The following is a 15,448-nucleotide window of genomic DNA, read 5'->3' as shown; positions in this document are numbered from 1 at the left end:
GCCATGGCGCCGCCGCGCATCGAAAAGATCATCACCGCGCTTGATGTCGGGTCGTGGAAGGTCTGCGCGCTGATCGCGGGGCAGACCGCCGACGGCCAGCTGCACGTGCTCGGCACCGGCCAGCGCGAGAGCCGTGGGGTCCAGCGCGGCTATGTCGCCGACATGGAGCAGACCGAGCATATCGTGCGCGAGGCGATCGAACAGGCCGAGCGCATCGCGGGGCTCAACATCGACGATGTGTGGGTCAGCTTCTCGGCGGGTGGGTTGCTCAGCGACGTCGCCCCGATCGAAAGCGAACTCGGCGGCCATCGCATCGAACAGGAGGATATCGACGACCTGCTCGCCGCGGGCCGTGCCGGTATCGACCCCGAAGGCCGCATGATCCTCCACGCGCAGCCCGCGCTCTACACGCTCGACGGGCTCAACGGCGTGAAGAACCCGATCGGCCTCCATGCCGACCGGCTGGGCGTCGATATCCACATCATCATGGCCGACGGCGCGCCGGTGCGGAACCTCGAGGCCGCGGTTCGCCAGGCGCATCTCGACGTCAACGCCGTCGTCGCCTCTCCGATCGCCGCGGGGCTTGCCTGCCTGTCCGACGAGGAACGCGACCTCGGCGTCGCGCTGGTCGAGCTCGGCGCGGCGGTCACCACCGTCTCGCTCTATGCCGGCGGCATGCTCGTCGAAATGGCGTCGCTGCCCTTCGGCGCCAGCGACATCACCGACGACATCGCCTCGGCCTTCGGCATTCGCCGCAGCCAGGCGCAGCGGCTGCAGAGTTTCTACGGCTCGGCCTCGGCCAGCCCGCGCGACAATAACGAGATCATCGAACTCGAACCCGGCGCCCCGACAAACGGCGACTCCCCGCGCATCACGCGCGCGCAATTGATATCGGTCATCCGCCAGCGCCTCGACGCGATGATGGGGGAGATTGGCCGGACGCTCAAAGACCTGCATTTCGTCGGCCCGATCGGGCGTCAGGTGGTGCTCGTCGGCGGCGGCGCCGACCTGAAAGGCATCGCCGACTACACCCAAAGCGCGCTCGGCCGCGCCGCGCGCGTCGGGCGACCGCGCGGCTTGCACGGCCTGCCCGATGCGCATAGTGGCCCCGCTTTCGCGACGCTCGCAGGTCTGGTTCTCTATGCCGCGTCGGACCCCGTGGACCTCCGCGACCTGCCGATGATGTCGCAGGATGTGTACAAGCCCGCGGGGACTTCGATCCTCCACCGCCTCATGGCGGCTCTTAAGAGCAGTTTTTGAATGATACGCGACGAAAAGGTTAATTTTTTGGGTGATTCCCACGTCACAATAGTGCAATGCGGTAGTAGAAAACCGGGCGGACGGACTACCGCCCGGCTGGGTCGCAAGGTTGGGGAAGCGGCACCTGTCCGCCGCTGCAGGGAGACTATTTGATGAGCATCAATATTGGCCCGCCGCAGGTCGATGAGCTGAAGCCGCGCATCGCGGTGATCGGCGTCGGCGGCGCGGGCGGCAATGCCATCGCAAACATGATCGCGGCACGCGTCGAGGGCGTCGATTTCATCGTCGCGAACACCGACGCGCAGGCGCTCAACGCCTCGCCGGCCGAACGGCGCATCCAGCTGGGGACGCAGATCACCCAGGGTCTGGGCGCGGGTTCGCGGCCCGAGGTCGGCCGTGCGGCCGCCGAAGAAAGCATCGCGCAGGTCGAGGAAGCGCTGAACGGTGCGCATATGTGCTTCGTCGCGGCGGGCATGGGCGGCGGCACCGGCACTGGTGCGGCGCCCGTCATCGCCAAGGCGGCGCGCGATCGCGGCATCCTGACCGTCGGCGTCGTGACCAAGCCCTTCACCTTCGAAGGCCAGCGCCGCATGCGTTCGGCGGACTCGGGCATCGCCGAGCTGCAGGATCACGTCGACACGCTGATCGTCATTCCGAACCAGAATCTCTTCCTTGTCGCCAACCCGAACACGACGTTCAAAGAAGCCTTCACCATGGCGGATGAAGTGCTCCAGCAAGGCGTGCGCGGCATCACCGACCTGATGGTCATGCCCGGCCTGATCAACCTCGACTTTGCCGACGTTCGCAGCGTGATGCGCGAAATGGGCAAGGCGATGATGGGCACCGGCGAAGCCGAAGGCGATGGTCGTGCGCTCGAAGCCGCGCAGAAGGCGATCGCCAATCCGCTGCTCGATGGCGTGTCGATGGCAGGTGCCAAGGGCGTCATCATCTCGATCACTGGCGGCGAGGACATGCGCCTGATGGAAGTCGACGAGGCGGCGAACCATATCCGCGAGCTGGTCGATCCCGACGCCAACATCATTTGGGGCAGCGCGTTCAACGATAACCTCGACGGCAAGATCCGCGTCTCGGTGGTCGCCACCGGAATAGACAGCAACGGCGAAGCGGCGGCGCAGGCATCGCCCGCGACGCGCAGCTTCTCTTTCGCTCCCGCGCGTGCGGCCGCTCCCGCTCCGGTGGTCGAAGAGACTGTCGAGCCGGCGGTTCAGGAAGAAGCTCTCGCCGAAACCGCGTCGGTGGAAGATAACGATCCGGCCCCCGGCTTCTCGCTGGGCGACACCGCCGAGCGCGATGCTCCGGCCGCCGCTGCCGAAGAGGAGCCGATGGAATTGTCGCAGGTCGCCGCGACCTATGACGATACCTCCGACGAACTCGTGCTCGACGCGCCCGAAGCGCCGGCCGAATATCGCTCGTCGCCCGCCGCGGATCCGACGCCGGCGGACGAATCGCCCGCACGGTCGGTCGGTGGCGGAACCTTGTTCGAGCGCATGTCGCGCCTGTCGCGCGGGGCTTCGGCACCCGAAAGCGATGAAGGCGCCAAGGAGGACGGAGTCGATATTCCGCGCTTCCTCGGGCGGCAGAACAACCAGTAACAGGGCTATCGAGCGGCCGCCCGCCGGGCATGGCAGGCCGGAAATCGGGATGAGTTGCCCATGCGGCAAGTGAAATTGACGGCGAGGCCGGCGCGCGCGCGCTATTATGTTCGCGCGCTCGGTGCGCTGTTGCTTGGGACGGCGGCGCTGTCGTCCGTTCATGCGCAGGTGACTCCGCCGGATCCCGCGACGAAAGCGGCGATGGAAAAGCGGACCGCGGCGCGGTCGCTCCTGTCTTCCTCCCTCGCGCGCATCGCCTCGAACAACAGCGACACGTCCGCACTGCTCAATGCCGGCCGCGCGTCGATCGAGCTCGAGGATTATCGCGCCGCTCTGGGCTTCCTTGTCCGCGCCGAACAGGCGAACCCGCGCGACGGCGCGGTCAAGGCCGCGCTGGGTTCGGCGATGGTCCATATGGAAAACCCGACGCGCGCGCTCGATTATTTCGGCGAAGCGCAGCTGATGGGCGCGCCCGAACGGCTGTTCCTCGCCGACCGAGGTCTCGCGCGCGACCTGCTCGGGCAACAGGACGCGGCGCAGCGCGATTACCAGCTCGCGCTGTCGATCACTCCCAACGACGAACTGACGCGGCGCTATGCGCTGTCGCTCGGGATCAGCGGCGATGCCGATCGCGCGATCCAGTTGCTGACGCCGCAATTGCGTGCGCAGGATCGCGGCGCATGGCGCCTCCGCGCGATGATCCTGGCGATGAACGGCCGCGACAAGGAGGCGATCGATATCGTCAACGCGACGATGCCGCCCGCGATGGCGCAGAACATCATGCCCTACCTGACCCAGATGGACCGGCTCAATCCTGCGCAGCAGGCCGCCGCCGCGCATTTCGGGCGCTTCCCGAACGGACAATTGGGACCAAAGCGAAAGCCGGTGCAGGTTGCCGCCGCCACGCCGCCGCCGGCCACTCCGCCGGCTGCAGCGACGGGCAAGCGTCAGGTAACGGGCGACCAGCGGCGGCCCGTCATGTCGGCGACGCCCGCGCCGGTAGGCCGCAAACCCGTTTCGGAACCGGTCGCCCGGCCGCCTGCCACAACGCCCGCCGCGGCGCCCGCGCCCGCGACGTCGACACCGCCCGGTTCGTCCGCCGCGAATGCCCCGGCGCTGCGTTCGCCGTTTCAACAGGCCATTCGCACACCAATCGAAGCACCGACCCCGACCCCGAGTCCGACCCCCGCCCCGACACAGGCGGTTCGTCCTGTTCCGCCGCCCGCCTCGATACCTGCCGCCTCTGCGCCCGGGCCGATCGGCGCGGCCGTCGATGCCGGAAAGGGCCCGGTCGGCCCGGGCTTTTCGATCGCCGACATGGGCCGTTCGACAGCAGCCGTGTCGACCCCGGTGCCGCCCGCCGCGACCGAAGCCGTTGCGCCTGCCTCGTCGCCGGCGGTCAGCGCGGTAGCCGCCACGCCAGCATCCGTTTCGGCGGCGCCGCTCGCGTCGCTCGCCGACATCGTGGGATCGATCGATATCCCGGCTGAGGAACTGGCGCAGAGTGACAATGCGGTCGGCGCCGACACGCTCGCCAAGCTGCTGGCAGACAAGCGGAAGGCTGAGGCAGCCGAGGCGGCGAAACGCGAGAAAGACAGTGCTGCCGCGAAATTGAAGGCAGAAGTCGACGCGAAGGCCAAGGAAGAAGCCGCCGAGAAAAAGGCCAATCCAGCGCGCATATGGGTGCAGGTCGCGACAGGTGCCAATGCCAAGGCGCTCGCGACCGACTTCGGAAAATTCGCTAAGAAAAGCCCGGCCGTGTTTAAGGGCAAGTCGGGTGCAACGACCGAATGGGGCAAGACGCGGCGTCTGCTCGTCGGCCCGTTCAAGGACCGCAAGGCGGCGCAGGATTGGCTCGCCGACCACAAGAAGGCTGGCGGCGACGGTTTCCTGTTCAACAGCGAGGCGGGCCAGTCCGTCGATCCGGTCAAGTGAGCGTTGCCGACTGCGCCAGCGATCCCGCATATAGCCGCGGGCGGCGTCATGCCGAGCTCGGCCGCGTCGTCCGGGGCCCACGCGACGATTTCCAACGCGACCGCGACCGCATCATCCACTCGATCGCGTTCCGCCGACTGCGCCACAAGACGCAGGTGTTCGTCGCCCCCGATGGCGATCATTATCGCGTCCGCCTGACCCACAGCATCGAGGTGGCGCAGATCGGCCGCGGCATCGCGCGCGCGCTCGGGCTCAACGAGGATCTGACCGAGGCTTTGTGCCTTGCGCACGACATCGGCCATCCGCCCTTCGGCCATGCCGGCGAGGATGCGCTGAAGGCCGCGATGGCGGCGCATGGCGGCTTCGACCACAACGGCCACACGCTGCGCACCTTGGCGCGACTCGAATGTCCCTATCCGCTTTTCGATGGCCTCAACCTGACATGGGAAACGCTCGAAGGGCTCGCCAAGCATAATGGCCCCGTGACGGTGCCCGGCTGGGCGCTTGCCGAAATCGATGGCGATTTCGGACTCGACCTCGGCAGCTACGCCAGCCTCGAGGCGCAGATCGCGGCGGTTGCCGACGACATCGCCTATGACAATCACGATATCGACGATGGTCTGCGCGCGGGGCTGCTCGATCTTGACCAGTTGATGGAACAGCCCTTCGTCGCCGCTAATTTCCGCGCCGTGGAAGGCCGCTTCCCGGGGGCGCCGCGCGACCGGCTGCTGCGCGAACTCGTGCGCGACCAGATCGGCGTGATGGTCAACGACGTGATCGCCGCGACGGAGGCCAACGTAGCCGAAGCTGGCGTCACAAGCGTCGACGAAGTGCGCGGCGCAGGCCGAACGCTTGGTGGTTTCTCAGCCGAACTCGCGGTGGAGGAGCGTGATCTCAAACGCTTCATGTATGCCAATCTTTATCACCACCCCGAACAGGTCGCCGCCGCCGAGGCTGCAAACCAGGTCGTCGGGCGGCTGTTCGCCGCTTATGCCGACGACCCGCGGCTTATGGGATCGGACTGGTCGGCCAGGCTGCCCGGCGAAGAATGCGCGACAAACCGACATATCGGTGATTATATCGCCGGCATGACCGACCGTTTCGCCATCGACCGTTATGCTGAAATCTTCGGCCGCGATGCGGTGCCACAGGCGCTGGCGCATGCCTGACGCGCTGATCGTCGGCGCGACGGGGCTGATCGGGCGCGCGGTGATCGAGCACTTCGGTTCCAGACCCGTCACCGTCCTTGCGCGCCGCGAAGTCGAAGGGCTGGCGGCGCAGCACAAGCAACTGGTCGCACCGCCCGAACGCTGGGCCGACATTCTCGCCGCCGAAAAGCCCGCAGTGCTCATCTCCTGCCTCGGTACGACGATCCGGCAAGCGGGGTCGCAAGCCGCCTTTCGCGCGGTCGACCATGATCTCGTACTCGCCGCCGCGCGCGGCGCGAGGGCGGGCGGCACCCCGCATATGATTTCGGTGAGTTCGGTCGGCGCCGCGGCGAAAAGCGGCAATTTCTATCTGCGGACCAAGGGCGAGACCGAGGACGACCTCCGCGCGCTCGGCTTCGACCGGCTCGACCTGATCCGCCCCGGACTGCTGCGCGGCGCCCGACCCGGCCCGCAGCGGCTGGGCGAAGGGATCGCGACGATCGCCGCACCGCTGACCGATGCGCTGCTGCACGGCAGCTTCCGCCGCTATCGCTCGATTTCGGGCAACAGCGTTGCCGCGGCGATTGTTGCGCTCGCTGGGCATGGCGGTTCGGGCGTGCATATCCACGAAAACGACGCCATCCGCGCGCTCGCCGATTGACTCCGTAAATCGGCAGCGCCAAGGCTCGCAGCGTCTGTCGGGCCTCGCAAGAGATTCGACCGGCCGCGCGGGAGAGCGTGAGGGCAGGGCAACCGGCGTCTCACCACCGAAGGAGCAACCGCCCCGGAAACTCTCAGGTCAGCAGGACCGCGCAGGCTGGAACGGACACTCTGGAAAGCGTTCCGGCCCTAAACCGGAACCACCGAAGGGGTAACCCCATGATATGGGGGAAAACTCTCAGGTTCCCGTGACAGAGGGGGCATGGCGACAGGGCGCGGCGATGGGCCGCGCTTACGCTATGCAACCGCGGGAGACTGGCATGACCGACACGGAATTTACGGGCGACGAAGCGGCGATCGACACCGCGACGCTGCCGCTCGACGCCTGGCACCGTGCGAAGGGCGGCCGGATGGTCGAATTCGCCGGCTACTGGATGCCGATCCAATATGAAGGCATCATGGCCGAGCATCTGTGGGTCCGCGAAAACGCCGGCCTGTTCGACGTCAGCCATATGGGACAGCTTGCGTTGTCGGGCGACAATGTCGCCGAGGCGCTCGAAACGCTCGTTCCCGGCGACATCTCGGCGCTGAAGCCCGGCCGGATGCGCTATTCGCTGCTGCTCGACGAAGACGGCGGGATCCTCGACGATTTGATGATCACCAACGAGGGCGACCAGTTCGGCATCGTCGTCAACGGCGCGGTTAAATGGGAAGATATCGGCCATCTGCGCGAAAATCTGCCCGACGACATCACGCTCAATCACAACGAAGATTATGGACTCCTCGCATTGCAGGGGCCGAAAGCGGTCGATGCCCTGGCGCGGCTGGTGCCTGAGGCCGCGACGCTCGTCTTCATGCAGGCGGCGCGCGCGACCTGGGCCGGCCATGCGATTGCGCTCAGCCGCTCGGGCTACACGGGCGAGGATGGGTTCGAGATTTCGCTGCCGAATGAGGCGCTTGAGGCCTTCGCCGATGCGCTCTGCGCGATGGACGAAGTGAAGCCGATCGGGCTCGGTGCGCGGGATTCGCTGCGGCTCGAAGCAGGTCTGCCGCTCTACGGCCACGACCTCACGCCCGCGATTGACCCCGCCGAAGCCGATCTCGGCTTCGCCGTCAGCAAACGCCGCCGCGAAGAAGAGAATTTCCCGGGTGCCGCGCGCATCCTCGGGCATCTCGAAGACGGCCCGCCGCGGAGGCGCGTCGGCCTGCTGGTCGACGGCAAGTTACCCGTGCGCGAGGGCGCCAAGCTGTTCGACGGCGAGGACGAGATTGGCGTCGTGACGTCGGGCGGATTCGCCCCCAGCGTCGGCGCGCCGATCGCGATGGGCTATGTCCCGCGCGACCATGCCGTGCCGGGCACCGCGGTTGCCGCCGAAGTGCGCGGCAAGCTGGTCCATTGCACCGTCGCTGCCATGCCCTTTGTGCCGCATAATTATGTTCGTAAAACAGGAGGTTGAGTGATGCCGCGTTATTTTACTGAAGAGCATGAGTGGATCGACGTCGACGGCGATGTCGCGACGGTCGGCATCACCGACTTCGCTCAGGGCCAGCTTGGCGACATCGTGTTCGTCGAAGTTCCCGACACCGGGGCGGAACTCAGCAAGGGCGGCGACGCCGCGGTGGTCGAATCGGTGAAGGCGGCGAGCGACGTCTATGCCCCCGTCGACGGCACGGTGACCGAAGGCAATGCGCAGCTCGAGGAAGATCCCGCGCTCGTCAATTCGGATCCCGAAGGCGAAGGCTGGTTCTTCCGCATGACGCTCGGCGACAAAAGCCAGCTCGACGCGTTGATGGACGCCAAGGCGTACAAGGCTTTCTGCGACGCCCTGTAATCATCCCCCGACCCCTCCCGCACGCGGGAGGGGGGAGATAATCTGATCGCAACCGATCCCGCCCTCGCCAATTGCCGCCTGATGGTGGCGACTCCCATCTATGAGGGGGCGCAGGGTACCTATGTCCGCGCGGCGCTCGACCTCGCGCTGCGCGCGCAGGCGATCGGCATGGTGGTGCGGTTCGAATTCATCCTCTATCAACCGTCGATCACGCGCGCGCGCGACACGCTGACCGCGATGTTCCTCACCAGCGACTGCACGCACCTGCTGTTCGTCGACGCCGACATCGACTTTTCGGTCGATGATGTTTTTTCGCTGATCAAGGTCATGGCGGAGCATTCTGAATGCGGCGTGCTCGGCGGCGCCTATCCGCGGCGGATGATTAACTGGCGCAACGTCGCGCGCGCGGTCGAATTGGGGCTGGCGAAGGATAATCCCGCCGACCTTGCCCGGTTTTCGGGCGATTTCGCGCTGCATTTCCTGCACCCCGACCAGAATTTCAAGATGACCGATCTGGTCGAACTGGCGCGGCTCGGCACCGCGATGATGCTGATCCGCCGCGAAGTGCTCGAAGGCATGCGCGCCGCTTTGCCCGACCTCCTTTTCCGGCCCGATCCGGCCGAACGTGACGCGCACGGCGTCGGCGAACTCGAACCCGCTTTTTTCTGCCCGCTGATCGAGCCCGAAAGCCAGGCGCTTCTGGCCGACGATTACGCCTTTTGCCGCCGCGTCCGCGATGCCGGGTTTCGCATCTGGCTCGCACCCTGGATCCGCACGACGCACGCCGGTCCCGCGGTCTTTTCGGGCACCTTAGCCGACACCATCCAACTTTTTTCCGCAAAACCGGCCTCTTCTTCGGAGTAGTTCATGCGTTATCTTCCTCTTACGTCCGACGATCGCACAGAGATGCTCGCCACCATCGGCGCCGTGTCGATCGACGACCTGTTCGCCGATGTCCCAGCCGAGGCGCGGCTCGCCGGTCCGATAGCGGGCTTGCCGATGCACGCTAGCGAACTTGCGGTCGAGCGCCACATGGGCGCTCTCGCACGCCGCAGCCGCGCCGCGGGCGAGGGGCCCTTCTTCCTCGGCGCCGGTGCCTATCGCCACCATGTGCCCGCGAGTGTCGATCATCTGATCCAACGCGGCGAGTTCCTGACCGCCTACACTCCGTACCAACCCGAAATCGCGCAGGGCACGCTGCAGATGCTGTTCGAATTCCAGAGCCAAGTTGCGCGCCTGCTGGGCACCGACGTTGCCAATGCGTCGATGTACGACGGCTCGACCGCCTGCTGGGAAGCGATCGTCATGGCGCGGCGCATCACCAAACGCGCCAAGGCTTTGCTCTCGACCGGTCTCCATCCGCATTATCGCAGCGTCGCGCGCACGATGGCGAAATATACCGGCGATATACTCGTCGACGGCGACCCGAGCCTCGACGCCGGCACCGACTGGGCGGCGCTGGCGGACAGCATCGACAAGGAAACGAGCTGCGTCGTCGTGCAATATCCCGATATCCTCGGCCGCATCGACGATATGGCAAAGCTGGCCGAAGCGTGTCAGGCTGCGGGCGCGTTGCTGATCGCCGTCGTGACCGAACCCGTCGCGCTCGGCCTGATCAAATCGCCCGGCGAAATGGGAGCCGACATCGTAGTGGGCGAGGGGCAGTCGCTCGGCGTCGGCCTCCAGTTCGGCGGGCCCTATGTCGGCCTCTTCGCCTGCAAGACCAAATATGTCCGCCAGATGCCCGGGCGCCTCTGCGGCGAGACCGTCGACGCGAACGGCAAGCGCGGTTTCGTGCTGACCCTGTCGACGCGCGAGCAGCATATTCGCCGCGAAAAGGCGACGAGTAATATCTGCACTAATTCAGGCCTTTGTGCACTTGCTTTCAGCATCCATATGACCTTGCTCGGCGAAGCGGGGCTGCGCCAGCTCGCCGCGATCAACCATGGCCGCGCGAAGGCGGCGGCCGCCGAACTGGCGAAGGTGCCCGGCGTGTCGGTGCTGAACACCAGCTTCTTCAACGAGTTCACGCTGCTGCTGCCGACCGCGGCGCGCCCCGTGATCCACCAGCTCGCCGAGAAGGACATATTGGGCGGCGTCTCGCTCGGCCGTCTTTATCCCGACAACGCGGGCCTCGAAAATGGCCTCGTCGTCGCCGTGACCGAAACCGTGACCGAGGCGGATATCGCCGCCTTCGCCGCTGCTCTGAAGGAGGTGCTGGCATGACCGCGCTCAATCGCGCCGGCTGGCGCCCCGAAATGAACGTCGCCGGCGGCGCCGACGATAGCACGACCTTCACCGGCAACCGCGCGCTGATGCTCGAGGAAGCGCTGATCTTCGAGATTGGCGGCAGCGAGACGACCGGCGTCGACTTCGACGAGGCTGCGCCCGCCACCGACCTCGGCGCGCTCGCGCGCACCGCACCGATCGGCCTGCCGGGACTCAGCGAATCCGAAACGGTGCGCCATTACACGCGCCTGTCGCGGCAGAATTACGCGATCGACCTCGGGCTCTTCCCGCTTGGCAGCTGCACGATGAAGCACAATCCGCGCCTTAACGAAAAGGTCGCGCGGATGCCCGGCTTCGCCGATGTCCACCCGCTGCAGCCGCAGGAAACCGTCCAGGGCGCCTATGCGGTGATCCACGAGCTCGCCGAATGGCTGATCACGCTCACCGGCATGCACAGCGTCGCGATGTCGCCTAAGGCGGGCGCGCATGGCGAGCTGTGCGGCATTCTCTGCATCAAGGCGGCGCTCGAAGCGCGCGGCGAGGACCGCCGCGTGATTCTCGTCCCCGAAAGCGCGCATGGCACCAACCCCGCGACCGCGGCCTTTGCGGGCTTCACGGTCGAAGATATCCCGGCGACCGAGGCAGGCCGCGTCAATCTCGAGGCATTGAAGGCGCGCCTCGGTCCCGACGTTGCCGGCGTGATGATCACCAACCCCAACACTTGCGGCCTGTTCGAGCGCGACATGAAAGCGATCTCGGACGCGGTCCACGCCGCGGGCGGCTATGTCTATTGCGATGGCGCGAACTTCAACGCCATCGTCGGCCGTGTGCGCCCCGGCGACCTCGGCGTCGACGCGATGCACATCAATCTCCACAAGACCTTCTCGACCCCGCACGGCGGCGGCGGGCCGGGTTCGGGACCGGTGGTGCTGTCCGAGGCTTTGGCTCCTTTCGCGCCGCTGCCCTTCGTGACGAAGCAGGGCGATGCGTTCCGCCTGATCGAAGAGGAAAGCGCAGGCGAGGATCATCCGCAGACCTTCGGCCGCATGACCGCCTTCCACGGTCAGATGGGCATGTTCACGCGCGCGCTGACCTATATCCTCAGCCACGGCGCCGACGGCCTCAAGCAGGTTGCCGAGGATGCTGTGCTCAACGCCAACTATGTGCTGCGCAGCCTCGAGGGCGTGCTCGATGCGCCATTCGGTGGTCCGGGTCCGTGCATGCATGAGGCGCTGTTCAGCGACAAGGGCCTCGCCGAAGGCTTCTCGACGCTCGACATCGCCAAGGGGCTGATCGACGAGGGTTATCACCCGATGACGGTTTATTTCCCGCTCGTCGTCCACGGCGCGATGCTCGTCGAGCCGACCGAGACCGAAAGCAAGGCGGCGCTCGACCAGTTCATCGGGGCGCTGCGCAGCATCGCGCTGCGCGCGAAAAACGGCGACCCGGCGCTGAAGACCGCGCCGCATTTCGCCCCGCGCGCGCGCCTCGACGAGACGCTGGCGGCGCGGAAGCCCATCCTCGCCTGGGAGGGCTGATGACCGAACCCGCGCCCGGCCTCGAACGCCCCGAAACGCGTCCGGTGCCGGGTGCGTCGCGGCCGGCGCGCTGTTCGCGATCGTCGCGATCCTCAGTTGGCTCGTTGCGATCACCGCCTACGGCCTCGTCGTCGAGCAATGGGAGATGATCGAGGTCCGCCGCGAGTTCAGCTATGACTGGGCCTTCGTCTATGCGCCGCTGTTTGCGATCGGGTTGGGTTCGGCGGCGGCGTTCGCGGCGTCGCGGCGCGCTTCGGCGGCGCGAATGACCTTGCTGATCGTCGTTACGGGGGCCATTGCGCTGCTCGGCGGCGTCGTCCTGTTTGGGCTCGGCGGGCTGATCTGAACAGGTGAGGGGCAAGACATGAGCTGGGACACGATTTTTCTGCTGGTGAATTACTGGGCGTTCGCGAGCTGGTTCGCGCTCGTTTTTCTGCCGCGCGGCCCGAAAACCCTCGCAGCAATTCTCTATGCCGGCGTGTTCCTCCTCTGCCTTGCCTATACGGTGATGATCGTGGGCTACCTGACCGGCAGCATCGACCCCGGCGGGCCAAGCAGTAACGATTTCACGACATTGGCCGGGGTGATGAAGCTGTTCGACAGCCCGGGCGGCGCGACGCTGGGGTGGACGCACTATCTGGCGTTCGACCTGTTCACCGGCATGTGGATCGCGCGCGATGCCGACCAGAAGGGGTTTAGCCGCATCGTGCAATTTCCCTTCCTGTTCCTGACGCTGATGGTCGGTCCGGTCGGGTTGTTCGCATGGCTGATCGTCCGCGAGCGCCGCGCGCGAGCGCAGGCGAGAAAGTGACGCCGCAGCCCTGGATGCCGGACGATGGCACGCCGGCCGACAAGCGCCACGCCCCCGCGACGCTGCGCAATCGTGACGCTATCGTCGCGGTGCTCGCCGGCTGGTTGCCCGCGACGGGGACGGTGCTCGAGGTTGCGAGTGGATCGGGTGAGCACGCCGTCCACTTCGCCGCCGCCTTTCCGCAGCTGGACTGGCAGCCGAGCGACCCCGACCCCGCCGGGCTGTGCTCGATCGCGGCGTACCGTGCCGAGGCCGGTCTCGCGAATATCGCGCCACCAATTGCGCTCGATGCGGCGTCAGCTGTTTGGCCCGCCGATCTCGCCGATGCGATTCTCTGCATCAACATGGTGCATATCAGCCCGTGGGACGCCACGCTGGGCTTGTTCACGGGCGCGGCGCGGCTGCTCTTGCCCGGCGCGCCGCTGATGCTCTACGGCCCCTATATCGAATCCGATGTACCGACTGCGGAAAGCAATCGCGCCTTCGACGCCAGCCTGCGCAGCCGCAATCCCGCGTGGGGCCTCCGCGACACCGCCGCCGTCAAAGCCGCCGCCGCCGATGCCGGCTTCGCCTTCGCCGAACGCCGCGCGATGCCCGCGAACAATCTGATGTTGCTCTTCCGTCGCACCTGACGTCCCTGACAGGTCGAGCGATCGGCGCTTTACGCCGCGCCCGCAGCCGCTAGCCTCGCGCCAATTGCACGAAAGAGATGCGATTCGAGGAGAGAGAGGCCATGGGCCGCGACGTTTCGGACCTTTTCACATTCGACGAATTCCTGACCCATTGGGCCCGCGAGCGTCCCGATCGCGTGGCGCTGCGCGAGGAGGATCGCGTTTACACCTATGCCGAACTCGACGATCGCACCGCGCGCGCCGCCTCGGCGCTGATCGCGGCGGGGCTCAGGAAGGGCGATCGCATCGCGTGGATCGGCAAGAACAGCGATCTTTATTTCACGCTCTTCTATGGCGCAGCGCGCGCGGGCATTGTGATGGCGCCGATCGGATGGCGCCTGTCGCCAACCGAATGGGCATTCATCGTCAACGATACACAGGCGAAGATCGTCTTCGCCGGACCGGGGTTCGACGGGCTGGCCGATCAGCTTGCCGGCAAGCTCCAGAACGCCCCGGCGATCGTCGGGGCTGCCGATGCCTGGGCGATGATCGACGCGGCCGAGCGCGTGTCCTTCGATCCGTCGGGCGCCAACGACGCGGTGCTCCAGCTCTACACCTCGGGCACCACCGGCAATCCCAAGGGCGCAGTGCTGTCGAACCACAACCTCTTCGCGCTGCGCAAACATTCGAGCACGCTCGATCTGCCGTACACCAAATGGGAGGATGACGAGGCGGTGCTGGTCGCGATGCCGTGCGCGCATATCGGCGGCACCGGGCTCGGTATCATGGCGCTCGCGTCGGGACTCCCCGGCGTCATCCTCGCCGAATTCAACCCCGACGGGGTGTTCGACGCGGTCGAGCAGCATGGCGTCACACGCTTCTTCATCGTCCCCGCCGCGCTCCAGATGCTGCTCATGCACCCGCGCTGCGCCAGCGTCGATTACGGCCGCCTCAAATATATCCTCTATGGCGCCGCGCCGATCCCGCTCGAACTGCTGCGCCAGTGCATCAAGGTCTTCGGCGCGCAGTTCATCCAGGCTTACGGCATGACCGAGACAACGGGCACCATCTCGATGCTGCCGCCCGAGGATCACAATCCCGATGGCAATGCGCGCATGCGTTCGGCGGGCAAGGCGCTCCCCGGGGTCGAAATCGTCATCCTCGGGCCGGACGGCCAATCGGTTCCGACCGGCGAAGTGGGCGAGGTCGTCACCCGCTCGTCGAACAATATGCTCGGTTACTGGAACCTGCCCGACGCGACCGCGAAGACGATGACCCGCGACGGCTGGATCCGCACCGGCGACGCCGGCTACCTCGACGCGGACGGCTATCTTTTCATCCACGACCGGATGAAGGACATGATCATCACCGGCGGCGAGAATGTCTATCCCGCGGAGGTCGAAAGCGCGATCTTCGGCCACCCCGCGGTGCAGGAGGTCGCGGTGATTGGCATCCCCGACGACAAATGGGGCGAGACGGTGAAGGCGGTCGTCGTCGCCAAACCCGGTACGACGGCTGACGAAGCCGACATCATCGCCTGGGCGCGTGAACGCATCGCGCCGTTCAAATGCCCGCGCAGCATCGACGTGATCGAGGCGCTGCCAAGGAACGCGAGCGGCAAGATTTTGCGTAAGGACCTGCGTGCGCCCTATTGGGAGGGCTATGAGCGGATGGTGAATTGAGCGACCGCTAACGACCGATTGCAGACGTTAAGTGGGGATGGCATCATCCGGGCATGGCGAGACGGCGGCGCGAATTTTGGAAGTATGCGGAAGAGCGTTGGCCTTTGCTCCATAATCTGATGGCGGTTC

Annotated in this window: 14 protein-coding genes and 2 riboswitches; all 14 genes read left to right on the top strand. The window is 66.3% G+C overall.

What is annotated here, in order from left to right; translation table 11 throughout:
- Positions 1-3: 3 nt before the first annotated feature.
- A complete protein-coding gene (gene ftsA / locus ASD73_RS08065) occupies positions 4-1,260 on the top strand; it encodes a cell division protein FtsA (protein ID WP_056371317.1) in 1,257 nt (418 codons plus the stop codon).
- Between the two features lie 152 nt (positions 1,261-1,412).
- The gene (ftsZ, locus tag ASD73_RS08060; protein WP_056371315.1) at positions 1,413-2,873 is read left to right on the top strand and encodes a cell division protein FtsZ; all 1,461 of its coding nucleotides are present in this window, start codon (positions 1,413-1,415) and stop codon (positions 2,871-2,873) included.
- A 60-nt stretch (positions 2,874-2,933) separates the two neighbouring features.
- Entirely contained in the window at positions 2,934-4,808 is a 1,875-nt protein-coding gene (locus tag ASD73_RS08055) for an SPOR domain-containing protein (RefSeq protein WP_056375982.1), read from the top strand.
- Positions 4,805-5,977, top strand: a complete 1,173-nt coding sequence (locus tag ASD73_RS08050) for a deoxyguanosinetriphosphate triphosphohydrolase (RefSeq protein ID WP_056371312.1) — start codon at positions 4,805-4,807, stop codon at positions 5,975-5,977. The genes ASD73_RS08055 and ASD73_RS08050 overlap by 4 nt, the downstream gene beginning before the upstream one ends.
- Positions 5,970-6,617: an NAD-dependent epimerase/dehydratase family protein gene (locus tag ASD73_RS08045; RefSeq protein WP_056371311.1), complete on the top strand. Its 648-nt coding sequence runs from the start codon at positions 5,970-5,972 to the stop codon at positions 6,615-6,617. Before ASD73_RS08050 ends, ASD73_RS08045 begins: the two co-directional genes overlap by 8 nt.
- A gap of 58 nt (positions 6,618-6,675) precedes the next feature.
- Positions 6,676-6,777, top strand: a riboswitch (glycine riboswitch).
- Positions 6,778-6,881: riboswitch (glycine riboswitch) on the top strand.
- 55 nt (positions 6,882-6,936) lie between these two features.
- Positions 6,937-8,073, top strand: a complete 1,137-nt coding sequence (gcvT, locus tag ASD73_RS08040) for a glycine cleavage system aminomethyltransferase GcvT (protein ID WP_082521437.1) — start codon at positions 6,937-6,939, stop codon at positions 8,071-8,073.
- 3 nt (positions 8,074-8,076) lie between these two features.
- The gene (gcvH, locus tag ASD73_RS08035) at positions 8,077-8,448 is read left to right on the top strand and encodes a glycine cleavage system protein GcvH (RefSeq protein WP_056371309.1); all 372 of its coding nucleotides are present in this window, start codon (positions 8,077-8,079) and stop codon (positions 8,446-8,448) included.
- A gap of 81 nt (positions 8,449-8,529) precedes the next feature.
- Positions 8,530-9,312 carry a glycosyltransferase family 2 protein gene (locus ASD73_RS08030; protein ID WP_056371307.1) on the top strand — a complete coding sequence of 261 codons (783 nt, stop codon included), beginning with the start codon at positions 8,530-8,532 and terminating at the stop codon, positions 9,310-9,312.
- A 3-nt stretch (positions 9,313-9,315) separates the two neighbouring features.
- Positions 9,316-10,674 carry an aminomethyl-transferring glycine dehydrogenase subunit GcvPA gene (gene gcvPA, locus ASD73_RS08025; RefSeq protein ID WP_056371305.1) on the top strand — a complete coding sequence of 453 codons (1,359 nt, stop codon included), beginning with the start codon at positions 9,316-9,318 and terminating at the stop codon, positions 10,672-10,674.
- 32 nt (positions 10,675-10,706) lie between these two features.
- On the top strand, positions 10,707-12,215 hold the full coding sequence (gene gcvPB, locus ASD73_RS08020; protein ID WP_056373367.1) for an aminomethyl-transferring glycine dehydrogenase subunit GcvPB: 1,509 nt from the start codon (positions 10,707-10,709) through the stop codon (positions 12,213-12,215).
- 145 nt (positions 12,216-12,360) lie between these two features.
- Positions 12,361-12,561, top strand: coding sequence for a hypothetical protein (locus ASD73_RS08015; RefSeq protein ID WP_056371303.1), 201 nt, complete (start codon positions 12,361-12,363; stop codon positions 12,559-12,561).
- A gap of 18 nt (positions 12,562-12,579) precedes the next feature.
- Complete coding sequence (locus ASD73_RS08010) at positions 12,580-13,026, top strand: ABA4-like family protein (RefSeq protein ID WP_056371301.1); 447 nt, start codon at positions 12,580-12,582, stop codon at positions 13,024-13,026.
- 14 nt (positions 13,027-13,040) lie between these two features.
- Positions 13,041-13,658 (top strand): DUF938 domain-containing protein, encoded by a 618-nt coding sequence (locus ASD73_RS08005; protein WP_056371299.1) that lies wholly within the window; start codon positions 13,041-13,043, stop codon positions 13,656-13,658.
- Between the two features lie 101 nt (positions 13,659-13,759).
- The gene (locus tag ASD73_RS08000) at positions 13,760-15,319 is read left to right on the top strand and encodes a fatty acid--CoA ligase (protein WP_056371296.1); all 1,560 of its coding nucleotides are present in this window, start codon (positions 13,760-13,762) and stop codon (positions 15,317-15,319) included.
- Positions 15,320-15,448 lie beyond the last annotated feature (129 nt).

The sequence above is a fragment of the Sphingopyxis sp. Root154 genome (assembly GCF_001427105.1).
Taxonomy (GTDB): Bacteria; Pseudomonadota; Alphaproteobacteria; order Sphingomonadales; family Sphingomonadaceae; genus Sphingopyxis.
The sequence above is the reverse complement of the archived record's forward strand: the minus strand, read 5'-3'. Positions and strand labels throughout refer to the sequence as shown.

Bases quoted from the DNA above. Each gene is read 5' to 3' on its own strand.
- ftsA (WP_056371317.1), top strand. From the start codon at position 4: ATGGCGCCGCCGCGCATCGAAAAGATCATCACCGCGCTTGATGTCGGG.
- ftsZ (WP_056371315.1), top strand. From the start codon at position 1,413: ATGAGCATCAATATTGGCCCGCCGCAGGTCGATGAGCTGAAGCCGCGC.
- ASD73_RS08055 (WP_056375982.1), top strand. From the start codon at position 2,934: ATGCGGCAAGTGAAATTGACGGCGAGGCCGGCGCGCGCGCGCTATTAT.
- ASD73_RS08045 (WP_056371311.1), top strand. From the start codon at position 5,970: ATGCCTGACGCGCTGATCGTCGGCGCGACGGGGCTGATCGGGCGCGCG.
- gcvT (WP_082521437.1), top strand. From the start codon at position 6,937: ATGACCGACACGGAATTTACGGGCGACGAAGCGGCGATCGACACCGCG.
- gcvH (WP_056371309.1), top strand. From the start codon at position 8,077: ATGCCGCGTTATTTTACTGAAGAGCATGAGTGGATCGACGTCGACGGC.
- ASD73_RS08030 (WP_056371307.1), top strand. From the start codon at position 8,530: ATGGTGGCGACTCCCATCTATGAGGGGGCGCAGGGTACCTATGTCCGC.
- gcvPA (WP_056371305.1), top strand. From the start codon at position 9,316: ATGCGTTATCTTCCTCTTACGTCCGACGATCGCACAGAGATGCTCGCC.
- gcvPB (WP_056373367.1), top strand. From the start codon at position 10,707: ATGAACGTCGCCGGCGGCGCCGACGATAGCACGACCTTCACCGGCAAC.
- ASD73_RS08015 (WP_056371303.1), top strand. From the start codon at position 12,361: ATGATCGAGGTCCGCCGCGAGTTCAGCTATGACTGGGCCTTCGTCTAT.
- ASD73_RS08010 (WP_056371301.1), top strand. From the start codon at position 12,580: ATGAGCTGGGACACGATTTTTCTGCTGGTGAATTACTGGGCGTTCGCG.
- ASD73_RS08005 (WP_056371299.1), top strand. From the start codon at position 13,041: ATGCCGGACGATGGCACGCCGGCCGACAAGCGCCACGCCCCCGCGACG.
- ASD73_RS08000 (WP_056371296.1), top strand. From the start codon at position 13,760: ATGGGCCGCGACGTTTCGGACCTTTTCACATTCGACGAATTCCTGACC.